Origin of the sequence: uncultured Algibacter sp. (genome assembly GCF_947495675.1) — a bacterium.
Classification (GTDB): domain Bacteria; phylum Bacteroidota; class Bacteroidia; order Flavobacteriales; family Flavobacteriaceae; genus Algibacter_B.
In genome coordinates, this window is record NZ_CANLZX010000012.1 from 50,661 (window position 1) to 67,024 (window position 16,364).

The 16,364-nt window shown below is 30.7% G+C and carries 12 protein-coding genes and 1 tRNA gene; 7 read left to right on the forward strand and 6 right to left on the reverse strand.

The genetic code is table 11. From position 1 onward, the window contains the following. Window positions 1-6: 6 nt before the first annotated feature. The 3 genes from Q0842_RS09700 to Q0842_RS09710 all read right to left on the reverse strand — a co-directional run bounded on the left by Q0842_RS09700 (window position 7) and on the right by Q0842_RS09710 (window position 6,049). Window positions 7-1,608, reverse strand: a complete 1,602-nt coding sequence (locus Q0842_RS09700) for a glycoside hydrolase family 32 protein (RefSeq protein WP_298497469.1) — start codon at window positions 1,606-1,608, stop codon at window positions 7-9. A gap of 9 nt (window positions 1,609-1,617) precedes the next feature. Beyond that, window positions 1,618-2,934 carry a sugar porter family MFS transporter gene (locus tag Q0842_RS09705; protein WP_298497471.1) on the reverse strand — a complete coding sequence of 439 codons (1,317 nt, stop codon included), beginning with the start codon at window positions 2,932-2,934 and terminating at the stop codon, window positions 1,618-1,620. Window positions 2,935-3,304: 370 nt separating this feature from the next. Next, a complete protein-coding gene (locus tag Q0842_RS09710) occupies window positions 3,305-6,049 on the reverse strand; it encodes a substrate-binding domain-containing protein (protein ID WP_298497474.1) in 2,745 nt (914 codons plus the stop codon). Window positions 6,050-6,419: 370 nt separating this feature from the next. Between Q0842_RS09710 and Q0842_RS09715 the strand changes: the two genes are divergently transcribed. Next, window positions 6,420-8,615, forward strand: a complete 2,196-nt coding sequence (locus tag Q0842_RS09715; RefSeq protein ID WP_298497476.1) for a BspA family leucine-rich repeat surface protein — start codon at window positions 6,420-6,422, stop codon at window positions 8,613-8,615. A 405-nt stretch (window positions 8,616-9,020) separates the two neighbouring features. On the opposite strand, the gene Q0842_RS09720 is transcribed toward Q0842_RS09715, so the two are convergent. Beyond that, window positions 9,021-9,094, reverse strand: a tRNA-Asn gene (locus Q0842_RS09720). Between the two features lie 72 nt (window positions 9,095-9,166). After that, entirely contained in the window at window positions 9,167-10,513 is a 1,347-nt protein-coding gene (rseP, locus tag Q0842_RS09725; protein WP_298497478.1) for an RIP metalloprotease RseP, read from the reverse strand. Between the two features lie 169 nt (window positions 10,514-10,682). On the opposite strand from rseP, the gene Q0842_RS09730 reads away from it, so the two are divergent. From Q0842_RS09730 to Q0842_RS09745, 4 genes are all read left to right on the forward strand, one after another. Then, window positions 10,683-11,357 carry an SCO family protein gene (locus tag Q0842_RS09730; protein ID WP_298497480.1) on the forward strand — a complete coding sequence of 225 codons (675 nt, stop codon included), beginning with the start codon at window positions 10,683-10,685 and terminating at the stop codon, window positions 11,355-11,357. A 491-nt stretch (window positions 11,358-11,848) separates the two neighbouring features. Beyond that, window positions 11,849-12,085 carry a FeoA family protein gene (locus Q0842_RS09735; protein ID WP_298497482.1) on the forward strand — a complete coding sequence of 79 codons (237 nt, stop codon included), beginning with the start codon at window positions 11,849-11,851 and terminating at the stop codon, window positions 12,083-12,085. Beyond that, complete coding sequence (gene feoB / locus Q0842_RS09740) at window positions 12,078-14,177, forward strand: ferrous iron transport protein B (protein ID WP_298497484.1); 2,100 nt, start codon at window positions 12,078-12,080, stop codon at window positions 14,175-14,177. Before Q0842_RS09735 ends, feoB begins: the two co-directional genes overlap by 8 nt. A gap of 27 nt (window positions 14,178-14,204) precedes the next feature. Next, entirely contained in the window at window positions 14,205-14,342 is a 138-nt protein-coding gene (locus tag Q0842_RS09745) for a FeoB-associated Cys-rich membrane protein (RefSeq protein ID WP_298497486.1), read from the forward strand. Here Q0842_RS09745 and Q0842_RS09750 read toward each other — a convergent pair. Then, window positions 14,339-14,758: a hypothetical protein gene (locus Q0842_RS09750; RefSeq protein ID WP_298497488.1), complete on the reverse strand. Its 420-nt coding sequence runs from the start codon at window positions 14,756-14,758 to the stop codon at window positions 14,339-14,341. The two genes, Q0842_RS09745 and Q0842_RS09750, sit on opposite strands and share 4 nt — an antisense overlap. A gap of 163 nt (window positions 14,759-14,921) precedes the next feature. Between Q0842_RS09750 and Q0842_RS09755 the strand changes: the two genes are divergently transcribed. Then, window positions 14,922-15,581 carry a metal-dependent transcriptional regulator gene (locus Q0842_RS09755; RefSeq protein WP_298497491.1) on the forward strand — a complete coding sequence of 220 codons (660 nt, stop codon included), beginning with the start codon at window positions 14,922-14,924 and terminating at the stop codon, window positions 15,579-15,581. After that, window positions 15,562-16,362, forward strand: a complete 801-nt coding sequence (locus tag Q0842_RS09760; RefSeq protein ID WP_298497493.1) for a transporter — start codon at window positions 15,562-15,564, stop codon at window positions 16,360-16,362. Before Q0842_RS09755 ends, Q0842_RS09760 begins: the two co-directional genes overlap by 20 nt. Window positions 16,363-16,364: the final 2 nt, after the last annotated feature.

The following is a 16,364-nucleotide window of genomic DNA, read 5'->3' on the forward strand; positions in this document are numbered from 1 at the left end:
TTAGAATTAGTTAATGTTTAGTTTATTCATTTCAATATTGCCAAGAATAAATTCTTGGTCTTCGGGCTTAATACTTAGTTTAGTATATGGTTTATTGGGAAAGAATATTTCAGTCATTACTGTTTCGCCATTATCAAAAAACAACTCTATAGATGTTTTATCTAAAATGATTTTACCAGATATCTCTGGACTAAGCGATGTTCTTTTAGCTACAGAAACGCCTTTTGCAAAATTTTCTGAGAAGTCTATTTTTCCAGATTTTGTTCTATCTACAAAAAATATTTTATCTGCATTGTTGTATCCAAAGCTTAGCGTATCTCCTAGTTTATTTGTTAAATTGAAAGTAAATCCTTTATCTATAACATCTGAAATATTAAATTGAATCTCGGCACTAGCTAAATCAATGGAAGACGCATCAATAATTTTAGTATCTTCTTTAATAGTTATATTTTCTTTTCTATATTTTGTGCTTCTGTAATTGGTAAGCTCCTTTACCGGTTGAAATAATAGCTTATAACCATTATCATTCTTTTGAAGGTTTACCTCTCTGGCAATGGTCATAGCACTTCTCCAAGTTTCGGTGGGAACTTTAATAGCATAATCCCAGTTAGACATCCATCCTAACATGAGTTTGCTACCGTCTTTCCTTTTTGCATTAGACCATGTAACACCAGCGTAATTATCTCTTCCAAAATCTATCCAAAAATGGTTTTCTTTTTTTCTGGCTGTTTCAAAATCCTTGTCCATTACAAATGAAGTTCCATCAAAATCTCCAATAAAATATTGGGTTGCGCTACCTCCATTTGGACCACCTTTACCTATACTTACTATTAGCACCCACTTAGATTCACCTGTGCCCAATACGGGTAGTTTAAATAAATCTGGACATTCCCAAACGCCATCTTTAGAGCCTTCTTCTCTTTGAAAATCTGAAAGTAAATTCCATTTTTTCAAATCTTTAGAATCGTAAAACATAATTTTATCATCGGCTGCAAGTACCATAACCCATTTATTTCTATCGGAATCCCAGGTTACTTTAGGATCTCTAAAATCTTTTAAATTAGCGTCTATTACTGGGTTATTTTCATACTTGGTAAAGGTTTTACCTTCATCATGACTGTAGGCAACACTTTGAGTTTGGTTAATATTACCCTCACCTTTATCTAAATGATTGGTGTACATAGCCACAATTGGCGCTGCATTTTCTACTTTACCAAAACCTGATGTATTTCCTATATCTACTACAGCACTTCCGGAGAAGATAGTTCCCAAACTATCTGGATATATAGCTATAGGCTGTTCAGTCCATGAAATCATATCTGTACTTACTGCATGCCCCCAATGCATTGGCCCCCAAACATTACTATCTGGATGGTACTGAAAGTACAAATGATAATAACCATTATAAAAAAACATGCCGTTAGGGTCATTCATCCAAGCCTTTTTTGGCGTAAAATGAAAGTTAGGACGATATAGATCTTCTTCTGATAACGCATCACCAATTAATTCCTTTTCATTTTCATTGGCGTCTACTTTACCTTTACAGGCAACAACAAATGTTAACATTAATAACATTAAAACTATATTGACTTTATGTACTGTTTTCATATTATTAAATTATTTAGTTAATTTTTTACTTAAGTCTTCTAAACTTATTCCTTTGGTTTCTGGCATCATAAAAATCACAAATAGCAACTGGAATCCCATCATTATTGCAAAGATTAAAAATACCATACCTGCTCCTATTGTAGAAAATAATACCGGAATTAATGACGGTACAATTGCTGCCAGTACCCAGTGTACTGAACTACCAAATGATTGTCCAGAACCTCTTAAATGATTTGGAAAAATCTCAGAAATAAACACCCATATTACAGTACCTTGACCTATAGCATGTGCTGCTATAAACATAAATAAAAATATGGGCATTACACTACCTTCCCAACTCAAAAAGAAGGCTGCTGATACTAAGCTCAAAGAAATAATATAACCAAATGAGCATATGTACATAAGTTGCTTTCTACCTAATCTATCAATTAGAAAAATACCTAAAAGTGTAAAAAGTAGATTTGTAACACCTACACCTATACTACTTAAAAGTGCAGAACTTTCTTCTAAACCTGCTTCGGCTAGAATTCTTGGTGCATAATATAATAATGCATTGATACCTGATAATTGATTAAAAAATGCAATTAAAAAAGCCAAGGTTAATGGAAACCTATATTTCTTTAAAAAAATGTTTTCATTTGGCACGGTATTCTCCATTTCTTGCTTAATCTCCATCATCAACTTTTCTGGATTTTGAGCTGGATTAATAATTTTGAGTACACTTACGGCTTCACTATTTCTTAATTTAGTTAACAACCATCTTGGACTTTTTGGAACAGTTAATACAAAAAGTGTATAAATTGCTGCTGGGATTGCTTCAATACCTACCATCCATCTCCATGCATTTTCTCCTATATTATTAAGTAAGTAATTAGATAAAAAAGCAACTAGAATACCAAAGACTATATTAAATTGGTATAAGCCAACCAATTTACCTCGATCTTTTGCAGGTGCTATTTCAGAGATATAAGCTGGTGCAGCAATAGTTGATGCTCCAACTCCTAAACCTCCAATAAATCTAAAAATTGCAAAAGTTATGGGATCGTTAGCTAGGGCAGAACCTATTGCAGAAATGGTATATAAAACACCTATCCAGATTAATGTGTTTTTTCGACCTAATTTGTTTGTTGGAATTCCGCCAAAGAATGCGCCAATTACAGTTCCCCATAGCGCCATACCAATAACTACAACACCATGAAACACATCTGAAGATCCCCATAATAATTGTAATTTCTTTTCTGCGCCAGAGATAACCACAGTATCAAATCCAAAAAGAAAACCAGCCAAAGCAGCTGTAATAGACCATATTAGTATCTTCTTATTCATGTGGTGATGTTTAGTTAGTTATCTAGTGAGTGCAAATTACATGGAAAGGCTATTTTAGCTTGTTACATTTGTATCAAAAAATAATGAAATTGTTCATTCTAAATTTACAAACACCTAATTAATTGATTATTAATTAATTAGGTATTTAAGTTTCTTGTTTTAAAAAACCAAAACTCTAATATTGTTACATCATTATTTCAAAATTGATACTTATTTTACTCTATAGTAATGTCAATTTGATAAATAAAACATATATTTTTTATCATTTTACCTAAATATGGACACACAATTACATAGGTGTGTAAAAAAATATTGATTTTTTTATGAAAATCGTAAACTGATAGCTAGTAAATTAAAAAGTGATTACAGATTAAGACGCTCTATAAGCTTTTGGTGAATTATCAAATTTGTTCTTAAAACTTGTTGAAAAGTAATTGGGGGAAGAAAATCCTGTTGCATATGCAATCTCAGAAATTGTTAATTGGGTTTCTTGAAGAAGTGTTTTTGCTCTTTCTAAGCGTATATTTTGAATATAATCACTAATTGAAACGCCTAAAATGGCTTTTGTTTTTCGGTATAACTGGACTCTTGATATATTTAGTGCAGTAGCCAAGTTTTCAACTGAAAATTTAGAGTTATCTAAATTCTCGTTTATTATTTGATTTACTTTAGATAAAAAGTCCTGCTCAATAGAACCAAAACTATGCTCTGTATTTATTTTATGAATGTTATTTATAAAGTAATAACGGAGCTTTTCGCGATTATAAATCATGGTTTTAACCGACTGCTGAAGAACAGCAAAACTAAATGGCTTAGTTAAATATAAATCTGCGCCAGATTCTAAACCTTTAATATAAGACTCTTTGTTATTTAATGCTGTAAGCATAATTGTAGGGATATGCGATGTTCTTAAGTCTTTCTTTAAAATTTCACATATTTCAAAACCTGTTTTTTCTGGTAAATTAATATCACAAATAATAACATCTGGTATTAATTCAAAAGCTTTTTCAACACCATCAGAACCATCAGATAAATGAACATGATATTCACCAATTAATTTATTTTTTAAATATTTAATTAAATCTGAATTGTCTTCTATAATAAGTACTGAATAACGCTCCTCATCATTTAGAACACTAACCTCAACAAACTCATTATCTTCAAAATCTGAATTAAAGTTTAAAATTGAATTATCAATTAAATCGGGTTCATAAACAATCTCATCAGAACTTAAATGTGCATTTCCTTTGTAAAGTGTTAAAGTAAATTCTGTGCCATGTTTGCTTGAAACATCAATGGTTCCTTTATGCATTTCTACAAACTCTCTTGATAAATGTAAACCAATACCTGAACTTACTTTATTATTATTGGATGCCTGAAAAAATGCTTGAAAAACACTAGGTAAATCTTTTTTTGGTATACCAATTCCACTATCTTTAAAATAGATTTTCACAAAGTTACTATCAACTTCATTTACAATATTAATATGTATGCTACCATTATCTGGTGTAAATTTAAAAGCGTTTGATAATAAATTAAAATAGACTTTATCCATTAAATTTCTATCAATGAATATTTTTAAATTTTCGTCGTTAGTTTTAATTAAGAAATCTATATTTCGTTTTTGTGCTTCACGTTCAAAATCTTTAAAAATTCCAGTTGAAAACTCGTATAAATTAGTTTCTGAAGCTTTTAAAATAAATTTCCGGTCTTCAATTTTTCTAAAATCAAGTAGTTGGTTTATCAACCTTAATAAACGCTTAGAGTTATTGTAAATCAAGCCAACTTCTCTTAAAAAATTATTATCTTTAATAGTATTATTTTCACTTAAAGATTCAATTGAAGATAAAATAAGTGTTATTGGTGTTTTAAATTCGTGTGAAAGTCCTGTAAAAAAGTTCACTTTAGCATCATTGCTTATTTTAACTTCTTTGGCAATTTTTTCAATTTGATTACGCTGAATAGTAATTTTTCTGTTTTGTAATTCTAGCTCTCTTTTTTTCTTTTTAATACTATTTGCTGAATAAATGCTGTAAGTAGCTAAAAGTAAACTTGTAATTAACAAACCTAACAGAACTTTTAATCTATTACTTTGTGTTGAATATGTTTTATCCTGTACTTGAATTTTATCTTGTTGCTTTTCTATATTTTTTTGTTGTTGAGTAATTTTATCAAACTGATTCTTCATGATATCAGCATTTCTAGAATCTATTACCGTAGTTCCTAGAATATTTTTTTTAGCTACAGTTTCGCCATTTAAAATTTTTACTGCAAGCTTAATGGCTTCTTCACCTCCTGTAGGATATAGTATAGTAGCCATAAAAACTTGGTCTTGCACATGTTTAATTCCACCATTTGGCCCATTTAAACCATCAACACCAATTATTTTAATAGATTTCTCGAGTCCCTTTTCTTTTAAAACTTCCCATGCCCCTAAAGCCATTCTATCATTATGTGCAAATATGTAATCGACATCCTTAATACTATCTAAACTTTTAGATAAGTTATCTTTTATTGAATAACCTTCCCAATTTCCTTGAATTCTATTGACCACTCTTAAATTTGGAATACCATTAATAAGGTTATTAAACCCAGAGCTTCTCTCTGTTGCTGGTGAAGATCCTAACAAACCTTTAATTTCAATAATGTTTTTAGGGTTAGTAGTTATAGAAGCTAAATAGTTTGCAGCATTTGTACCAACTTGATAATTATCTGCGCCTATATAAGATGTGTAATTTTCTCCATTTATTTTTCTGTCTACAATTAAAACAGGAATACCTTTTTCAAAAGCTTTTTCTACAATGGGTGTTATAGGTGTTGCTTGTACTGGCGAAACAATTAAAATATCCACATTTTCAGCTATTAATGCTTCTATATCTTCAATTTGATTATTAACATCATCTTGTCCTTCTAAGATTATCAATTCAATCTCTGGGTAAAAGGCTGTTTGAATTTTCATGGCTTGATTCATGGATTTACGCCATTCATCGTTAATACCTGTTTGAGAGAAACCTATAGTATGTTTTTTTGTTTCAGATTTATTTACACACCCAAAAACAAAAAATAAACATATAAAAATAATTGGTTTTAAAATATTGGATACACGAATCCCCATAATTTATAAATGTATTGACAGTTTTCTAAATTATAAATTTTAAATTAAATTTAAGTCTTAGTTATAATAACAATGAAGATAAGTAATTTTATCTTTTCTTAGTTTTTACGATTATTAAAAATTAAGGATTTTAAGTAATAGGATTAGGTTTGGGAAATGCTCGAATTTTAATAATCCTAGTTTAATATGGCGATTGAAGATTATAATCAATTTGCCTATTGATTTAATGCTTAAATGCTACCCTCAGGTACAGATAATAGTATTTTAGGTACTCAATCTAGTGTTTTTATAAAAAACTATCAAATTCATGACATATAGCATCTAATTTTTAGCTTTAATAAGCTAATTTTGTTTTAGACATAGATTATTTATGAAAAACTTTACATTTTTATTATTTGGACTTCTTTTAATAGGGTCTTCAAATTACAGTCATTCTCAAACACCTCTTACAGACGCAAATATTAGAGAAGCTATTAATTCATGGAGTAATCCAGAAACTAGAGCAGATGCCGAAACAACTTATGGTGGTCATATTAGTGATTGGGATGTGAGTCGTGTTACTAATATGTATAGTTTATTTAGTCTCTCAGAATTCAATGAAGATATAGGAAATTGGGATGTGAGTAATGTTACTAATATGCAAAGGATGTTTTCGTCTTCACCTTTCAACCAAGATATAAGTAGTTGGAATGTGAGTAAAGTTACCAATATGACTGAAATGTTTCATTATAACATAGTTTTCAACCAAGATATTGGGAATTGGGATGTGAGTAATGTTACTACTATGCATACTATGTTTGGAAGTTCATCCTTCAATCAAGATATAAGTACTTGGGATGTGAGTAATGTTACCAATATGGTACAGATGTTTGCAGATGCTGCTTTTAATCAAGATATAGGAAATTGGGATGTGAGTAATGTTACCGATATGAGTTTAATGTTTTATAATAGCACAGTTTTCAATCAAGATATAGGGAATTGGGACGTGAGTAGTGTTACTGATATGACTAATATGTTTAAAGAAGCAACTGCATTATCAACTGAAAACTATGATAAATTATTAATAGGGTGGGCAACTCAAACGCTTCAACCAAATGTGAATTTTCATGCAGGTAAATCAAAATATTGTGAAGGAGCAACAGCAAGACAAAGCATTATAGATACTTATGGCTGGACTATTAATGATGATGGTGTATCATCAGGTTCGTGTGTTCCTACAGGACCGCTTACAAATGCAAATATTCATGAAGCAGTTAATTCTTGGGTTAATCCAGCTACTAGAGCAGATGCAGAAGCGACATATGGTGGTCATATTAGTGATTGGGATGTGAGTAGAATAACAAATATGAATTCTTTATTTGCAGGCGAGTTATCAGAAGAAAAATCACCTTTCAATGAAGATATTGGTAGTTGGGATGTGAGTAATGTCACTAATATGGAAAAGATGTTTTTCTATTCAAAGTTTAATCAAAATATTGGAAGTTGGGATGTGAGTAATGTCACTAATATGAAAAGCATGTTTGAATTCACAAATTTCAATCGAGATATAGGAAATTGGGATGTGGCTAGTGTTACTGATATGAGTAATATGTTTTATGGGTCATTTTTTAACCAAATTATTGGAAGTTGGAATGTGAGTAATGTGAGTAATATGCAAGGTATGTTTGCAAGGTCAATTTACAATCGAGGAGGTATAGGGAATTGGGATGTGAGTAATGTGACTAATATGCAATATATGTTTTGGACAAGCTCCTTTAATCAAAATATTGGAAGTTGGGATGTGAGTAATGTGACTAATATGGAAGGTATGTTTTCAAAGTCATCTTTCAATCAAGATATAGGGAATTGGGATGTGAGTAATGTGACTAATATGCAAGTTATGTTTGGGAATACAATTTGTTGTGGAGACAATCCATTCAACCAAGATATAAGTAGTTGGGATGTGAGTAGTGTGACTACTATGCAAAGTATGTTTAAAAGGTCATCTTTCAATCAAGATATAGGGAATTGGGATGTGAGTAGTGTGACTACTATGCAAAGTATGTTTGAAAGGTCATCTTTCAATCAAGATATAGGGAATTGGGACGTGAGTAGTGTTACTACTATGCAATATATGTTTTTACTTCATGATACTGGATTATCAACTGAAAACTATGATAAATTATTAATTGGGTGGGCAACTCAAACGCTTCAACCAAATGTGAATTTTCAGGCTGGTAAATCAGAATATTGTGAAGGACAAACAGCAAGACAAAGCATTATAGATACTTATGGCTGGAGTATTTTTGATTACGGTAAATCAGGGTTATGTGAGACAGCTAGTAATGAAGATTTTTTATCAGATAGTTTTACATTATACCCAAACCCCACAACATCAAACATCCAATTAAATAGCCTTTTTGATGCTAGTTATACTATATATTCTATACTGGGGCAAACGATGTCTAAAGGCAATTTAATAATTGGAGATAATAGTATAGACTTAAGCAATTATAGTAATGATGTTTACATACTCAAAATTAATACTGATAGCGGTACAACTACTAAACTAATTATAAAAGAGTAGACTATAAGTTTATTGTTAACTCTGCTCTAAAGCGAGGGAAACGAATGTATGTGTAGCATATTTATCTTTTTAAATATGTTATTCATGCAGGTAGGAAAGAATAGCTCTTTATATATTTTATTTGAGAAAAATGTAATGAGCTATTTAAAGCGTTGGAGAGCGTCTATTTTATCATAACATTTAATGACTTTTATAAATAACTCTATTTTTTGTTAATGCGTCTTAAGAATAGATTTAAAACCTTTTTTCAGATATTAATCTAATTTAAAATTTATAAAGAAAAAAACTGATATAAGTAAAAATATAAAGATTTTATTGGCAAAACTCTCTGAAACCCTTTAAATTAATCTGTTATAAATATAATCTACAAAAAAACCCGATACTTTCGTATCGGGTTTTATTTTGCTCCTTCTCTAGGGCTCGAACCTAGGACCCTCTGATTAACAGTCAGATGCTCTAACCAACTGAGCTAAGAAGGAGTGTGCTTTTTTACTTAGCGAGTGCAAATATATATTGTTTTTTAATTTCTACAAATATTTTTCGAATAAATTTTACCCAAAAATAGCTTTATAAATATCATTACCGTTTGCAAACAAAACTAAGGCTATTAAAATAAAGAAACCAACCATTTGCGCATACTCCATAAATTTGTCTCCAGGCTTTCTACCAGAAATCATTTCATATAGTAAAAACATTACGTGTCCACCATCTAAAGCAGGTATTGGAAGTAAGTTTAAAACCCCTAACATAATAGATAAAAAGGCTGTTATACTCCAAAAAACTTGCCAGCTCCAAAAACTTGGAAAGATATCATATATGGCTTTAAAACCTCCTACTCCTTTATACGCTCCTGTACTTGGTGTAAATATAGCACCTAATTGATCCCAATAAGAAACAATTTTATCTTTTGCTTTACCTAATCCTACAGGAAAAGATTCGAAAAAACCGTAATCTCTAACATCATACTCATAATATCCTAAAGCTTCTAATGTTTTTGGTGATGACTGAGAAGCAACAACTAACCCCAATAAAGCATCGTCGCTTATTTTAAGTGGTAATTTAATTTCTTCTGTTTTTCTTTTAACGGTTGCAGAAACTGTTTGACCTTTAAATTTTTCTAAAGCTGTTTTAACCTCATCAACATATTTAGTAGGATAATCATTTAGACCAACAATTATATCCCCTTTTTTTAAACCACTTGCCTTATTATAAGATGTATCTGGAACTTGAACTACAACAAATGGTTGCCTTAAGCTTATAAATCCTTTTTCTTTAGAATCTAATAACTGCGCCAAAAAATCTTCTGGCATAGTTACTGTAGATTGATTACCATTACGATCTATTAGAATTTCTTTTCCAAATAATACTTTTTCTGAAATTTCAGAAAATGTTTCGATTTTATCGCCATCAACTGCTAATATTTTATCTCCTGTTAAAAGGCCCGCTTTATTTGCAGCCGTACTTTCAATAACTAACCCATCCTTAATATTTTCATTTGGCAAAAATGTATCACCATAAAAATAACTCATCCCTATGTAAATGAAAATAGCCAATAAAAAATTAACTGTAACACCACCTAACATAATAATTAAACGTTGCCATGCAGGTTTCGATCTAAATTCCCATGGCTGTGGTTCTTGTGCCATTTGTTCGGTATCCATGCTTTCATCAATCATTCCGGCAATTTTAACATATCCACCAAGCGGTAACCACCCAATACCATAAACGGTTTCACCTATTTTCTTTTTAAATAATGAAAACTTAACATCAAAAAACAAGTAAAACTTTTCTACTCTAGTTTTAAAAGCCTTTGCAGGAATAAAATGCCCTAATTCGTGCAAAATAATTAGCAACGACAGACTTAGTAAAAACTGAGATATCTTTATTATAAACTCCATATATAGCGTAACAATTTTTTATAATCGCACAAAAGTAAGCTTTTAAACCAAGTTTAAAAAGTCATTCGTCTAATGGCACTTGATTTAACAATAATTTATGTTTAGTTTAAATGAATTGAAACTGAAAATCATTGTATTTTTGTTTAAGTTTTAATGAAAAGCGCTTTAAATGTTATCATTTTTTAAGGATTATAAATTATTTGCCATAGTATTTGGTATTATATCCATCATTATCATTGCCATTATATATAATACGTTAAACGTTTATAAACCTTTACCTATTTACCAACCTACAATGGTAAGTACAGAGCTTGTTGATAGTACAATACAACATCAAAAAAAATATCATAAAATAGCAGATTTTTCTCTTATTAATCAAAATGGAAAAACGATTACACAAAACGATTATAAAGATAAAATATATGTTGCCGATTTCTTTTTTACAACATGTAGAACCATATGCCCGATAATGACAACCAATATGGTTGAAATTCAAAAAAAAATAATTAATGATAATGATGTTATGTTATTATCTCACTCTGTAACTCCTGATATTGATAGCGTTGCTCAATTAAAACGTTATGCTATAAAAAAAGGTGTTAATGATAAAAAATGGAACCTTGTTACAGGTAATAAAAAGGAAATTTACAAACTAGCACGTAAAAGTTATTTGGCTGTAAAAGACAATGGTGATGGAGGCCCTTTTGATATGGTTCATACCGAAAACTTTATGTTAATTGATAAAAAACGTCAAATTCGTGGATTCTACGACGGCACTAACTCAGAGGATATTAGTCGTCTAATCAAAGATATCTATATTTTAAAAGAAGAATATAGAGATTAATTTTAATCAAAAAAAAAGCCCTTTAAAAAAAGAGCTTTTTATAATTTGTAGGTTTAATTTATTTGTAACGTCTTTTTGAATTCCAAACTAATGAGCTTGCATTGCTAAAGGTTTTTGTTACTGTTCCAACTTTACTTTCTACTGCTACTTTTCGATTACTTGTAATTGTTTTCATAATATATTTATTTTCGGGTGCAAAACTATGTTGCTTATAATCAATGAAAAACAACAGATTTGGCATGTTTATATGCTAAATTAACCCTGTAATTGTAAAATGTATCATTATTCTGTTAATTAAAATGCTTTGTTTATAGATTAGGTGCGTTAGGGATTGCAGAGTAAAGCCCACAGCGAGGTACGAGCGAGGACTTGTAACGAAAAGCCCGACCCTTGTGGTAACGTCAAAAAATATTTAATATTAAAACTGTTAAACTTTTTCGGTATTAAACTTTTACACTATTTTTGCTTCTTTAAAATCAATCTAAATAAGCTTGCAAGACACTTTAGCACAATTAAAACGCGGGGAACGAGGCATTATCACAGATGTTTCGTCTATTCACATACCATTAAAACTATTAGAAATGGGATGTTTACCTGGGAATTTTGTAGAATTAGTTCAGGTTGCACCGTTTCAAGACCCTATGTATTTAAATATAAATGGGTCGCATTTGGCAATTAGAAAAGAAACGGCTTCTTATATTTTAATTGAAAAAATGGCGAATGAGTAAACAGATAAATGTAGCGCTAATTGGAAATCCTAATACCGGTAAAACTTCTGTTTTTAATGCCTTAACTGGCCTAAACCAGAAGGTTGGAAATTACCCTGGGATTACCGTTGAAAAAAAACAAGGTATTTGCAAACTGCCTCGTGGTGTAAAAGCCCATATTATTGATTTGCCAGGAACATACAGTTTAAATGCATCTTCGCTTGATGAAAACGTTGTTATTGAGCTTTTACTTAACAAAAACGATAAAGATTTTCCGGACATTGCTGTAGTTGTTACAGATGTTGAAAATTTAAAACGTAACCTTTTACTTTTTACTCAAATTAAAGACTTAGAGATACCTACTATTTTGGTTATAAATATGGCCGACCGTATGAGCTATAAAGGTATTACTCTAGATATTGAATATTTAGAAGAAAAACTAAATACTAAAATTGCACTTATTAGTACTCGAAAGAAAGAAGGTATTGATAAATTAAAACTTCTAATTTCTAATTACAAAGACGTTTCTATTGAACCTTGTATAGACACCACTCAAATTGATGTTGATTATTTTGGGAATTTGAAAAAGGCGTTTCCAAATCAGTTATTATACAAACTTTGGTTAGTTATTACTCAAGATGTAAATTTTGGTAAAACCGATAGAAATGAAATTGATGCTGTTGCCAATTTTAAAACTAAAAGTAAAGCAGATTTAAAACGTTTACAACAAAAAGAAACTATAAAACGCTACCAATTTATAAATAACGCTCTTGATAAAGGGCAAACCATAGATCTTAGTCAGGCTAAAGATTTACGTATAAAATTTGATAGGATTTTAACGCATAAAGTATGGGGCTATGTTATTTTTGGATTTATATTACTTACCATATTTCAAGCTATTTATGATTGGTCAAGTATTCCAATGGATTTTATTGATAGTGCATTTGCCTCTCTTAGTGAGTGGACTAAAACACAGTTGCCTCAAGGTGCTTTTACAAGTTTATTGGCAGAAGGCATAATACCAGGACTTGGAGGTATTGTTATATTTATACCTCAAATTGCTTTTCTATTTCTATTTATAGCGGTGCTTGAAGAAAGTGGCTATATGAGTCGCGTAGTTTTTTTAATGGATCGCATAATGCGACGATTTGGATTAAGCGGAAAAAGTGTTGTACCGCTTATTTCTGGTACTGCTTGTGCTATTCCTGCAATTATGGCAACCAGAAATATTGAAAGTTGGAAAGAACGACTAATTACTATTTTAGTTACCCCTTTTACAACATGCTCTGCACGATTACCTGTATACCTAATTATTATTGCTTTAGTTATTCCAGAAGGTAGAATTTTAGGCTTAAGCTACCAAGCTCTTACATTAATGTTACTATATCTTATTGGGTTTGGTACCGCAATTATATCTGCTTACATTTTAAACAAGATTTTAAAAATAAAAAGCAAAACGTATTTTGTAATTGAAATGCCAAATTATAAATTACCTCTTTTAAAAAATGTCGTTTTAACTGTTATTGAAAAAACAAAAGCATTTATTTTTGGTGCTGGTAAAATTATTTTAGCCATCTCTATTGTACTTTGGTTTTTGGCTTCATACGGCCCAGGAGAAGCATTTAATGACGCCGAGAATATTGTGAAAAAAGAATTTGCTTCTGAAAATTTGTCTTCTGAAGATTTACAACAAAAAATTGCTTCACATAAGCTAGAACATTCCTTTATTGGAATTGCTGGCCATGCCATTGAACCTGCTATTAGACCATTAGGCTACGATTGGAAAATTGGTATTGCCATTGTAAGCTCATTTGCCGCCAGAGAAGTATTTGTTGGCACACTAGCAACCATTTATAGCGTAGGTAGCGATGAAGAAGAAACTATAAAAAATAGAATGGCAGGAGAAGTAAATCCCGTTCTAGGAGGTCCTCTATTTACATTTGCTTCTGGTATTTCTCTTTTACTATTTTACGCTTTTGCTATGCAATGTATGAGTACTTTAGCTATTGTTAAAAAGGAAACCAATAGCTGGAAATGGCCAATCTTACAGCTTGTTATAATGAGTGCCTTTGCGTATATTGTAGCATTAATTGCTTTTCAATTTTTGAAATGATTTTAAATTAATTTCGACATATTAATCATGAACGATATCATTCAAAACATATTAGTTTTTACCTCCATGGTTTTAGCCATGTCGTTTTTAATTAAAAAATTCTTCTGGAAAAAATCAAAACCTAAAAAGGCTTGTGGTGGTAATGATGGATGCGGATGCTCTTAAGATTCTGTAGCCAATAATAGATAATAATTGTTTGTTTCTGTTTTAAAATTTGCATCCGGATACGGTAAAACATTTAATACAGATACTGTAAATTTTCCTGAAGCATACAAGTTCCTTTTTTGAAATATTGACTTAGAGTTTACAGTAATTTGTTTGCTTTTAATTTTTTCACCATCCTCATATAAATCTACCAAAACAACAACTTCTCCTTCCCTAATACATGTAACTCCATTAGGACAACGAGACTCTTGCAAAACTTCAATAAATTCAATTTTAAAAGTCCCAATTAATAAAGCTTCTCCCAAGTAAACTTTATGGGTTATTGTAGGTTTTTCAACCTTTCTAGATTTTATTGAATCTAGAGAAAAAGAAAAACTAGATATTAAAATAGTTATAATTAATACATATGTTTTCATATTAGTGTTTCAATGTATAATACTTAAATCATGCCAAAATGGTTAATTTTTTCATTTAACAATAAAATAATTAAAGTATACTAAACATATTTACTTTATTAATTTTTTTAGTTACATTTGAAAAATATTTAAGCTTACTTAAATTTATTTTAAAGCACAACAAATGTCAATAGCAATTGAGAATTTTGTAAAAGCCATTTACAAAAACGGAAAACGCGATAATAACGACACCAAACCTGGTAATATCGCCAAAGAATTAGGCATATCTAACGCTGCGGCTACAGATATGGCTAAAAAACTAGCCATTAAAGACCTTATTAATTACGAAAAATACCAAGAGCTAAAACTAACAGTCAAGGGTAATAAAATGGCATTAAATGTTATTCGTAAACATCGTTTATGGGAAGCATTACTCTTTAAGTTATTTGATATGTCTTTACACGATATTCACAGAGAAGCCGAATTATTAGAGCATCAAACCTCAGATTTACTAGCCAATAAAATAAGTGAGTATTTAGGGAACCCTAAGTTCGACCCTCATGGCGATCCTATTCCTAACGCAGATGGAGAAATCACAACTACAGATACTTCTATTTCATTATCAAATAGTGAAGAAGGAAAAAACTATATCATTTCTAGATTAATGAGTGACGATAAAGAGTTTTTTGATTTCTGTGCACAACATGGTTTAAAATACGGCAATACTGTTTTGGTGTCAAAACAGTTTAGTAAAAATAAAATGACTCAGATTTTAATAAACAACAATACCATACTTCTTAATGAAGATTTCACCTCAATCATATATGTTAACGAACAAGACTAAAATCATACTTACCATTTTATGTGCAACTAATTTATTATTGTTTTCGCAAGAAAACGATAAAAAAACAGAAGCATTAATAACCGATAGACCAGATGCTACCGAAGCATCATCAACAGTAGGCAAAGGTGTTTTACAATTTGAAACAGGAGGTTTGTACGAATCCTTTGAAGACAAAAACATAAAATCTGAAAACTACACTTACAACACCACGCTAGTACGATATGGTATATTAGATAATGTAGAGTTACGATTGGGCTGGGATTTTGTTGAAGGGACAACGAAAGTAAATAGTAAAAAAGTTAACAATGTTACTAGTGGGTTATCGCCATTATTGTTAGGGCTTAAAATTGACATTGCTAAAGAAGATGGAGCGATGCCAGAAATTGCATTAATAGGGCATGTATTTCCTGTTTTTAGTGCTGCAAAAGATTACAGACCGGAATATACAGGCGTAGATTTTAGACTGGCCATGTCACATACTTTAAGCGAAAAATCTAGTTTAGGGTATAATATTGGCGCCCAATGGGGAAATGACACAGCCGAAGCTGCTGCCATTTACACCATAGCGTACGGCTATAGCATAAGCGATAAACTTGGAGCTTACGCCGAGTTGTATGGCGATTTACCAGAAGACAGTACGGCAAATCACTATTGGGACGCAGGCTTAACTTATTTAGTCTCTAATGATTTACAATTAGATGCATACTTTGGAACTAGTATTACAGAAGGCCAAGACCTTTTATTAGCATTAGGATTAAGCTATAGAATAAAAAATATTTAAAA

Coding starts and splice junctions, on each gene's coding strand:
- Q0842_RS09760 (WP_298497493.1), top strand. CDS start 15,562: ATGTTAACGAACAAGACTAAAATCATACTTACCATTTTATGTGCAACT.
- Q0842_RS09755 (WP_298497491.1), top strand. CDS start 14,922: ATGTCAATAGCAATTGAGAATTTTGTAAAAGCCATTTACAAAAACGGA.
- Q0842_RS09730 (WP_298497480.1), top strand. CDS start 10,683: ATGTTATCATTTTTTAAGGATTATAAATTATTTGCCATAGTATTTGGT.
- Q0842_RS09745 (WP_298497486.1), top strand. CDS start 14,205: ATGAACGATATCATTCAAAACATATTAGTTTTTACCTCCATGGTTTTA.
- feoB (WP_298497484.1), top strand. CDS start 12,078: ATGAGTAAACAGATAAATGTAGCGCTAATTGGAAATCCTAATACCGGT.
- Q0842_RS09705 (WP_298497471.1), bottom strand. CDS start 2,934: ATGAATAAGAAGATACTAATATGGTCTATTACAGCTGCTTTGGCTGGT.
- Q0842_RS09750 (WP_298497488.1), bottom strand. CDS start 14,758: ATGAAAACATATGTATTAATTATAACTATTTTAATATCTAGTTTTTCT.
- Q0842_RS09700 (WP_298497469.1), bottom strand. CDS start 1,608: ATGAAAACAGTACATAAAGTCAATATAGTTTTAATGTTATTAATGTTA.
- rseP (WP_298497478.1), bottom strand. CDS start 10,513: ATGGAGTTTATAATAAAGATATCTCAGTTTTTACTAAGTCTGTCGTTG.
- Q0842_RS09710 (WP_298497474.1), bottom strand. CDS start 6,049: ATGGGGATTCGTGTATCCAATATTTTAAAACCAATTATTTTTATATGT.
- Q0842_RS09715 (WP_298497476.1), top strand. CDS start 6,420: ATGAAAAACTTTACATTTTTATTATTTGGACTTCTTTTAATAGGGTCT.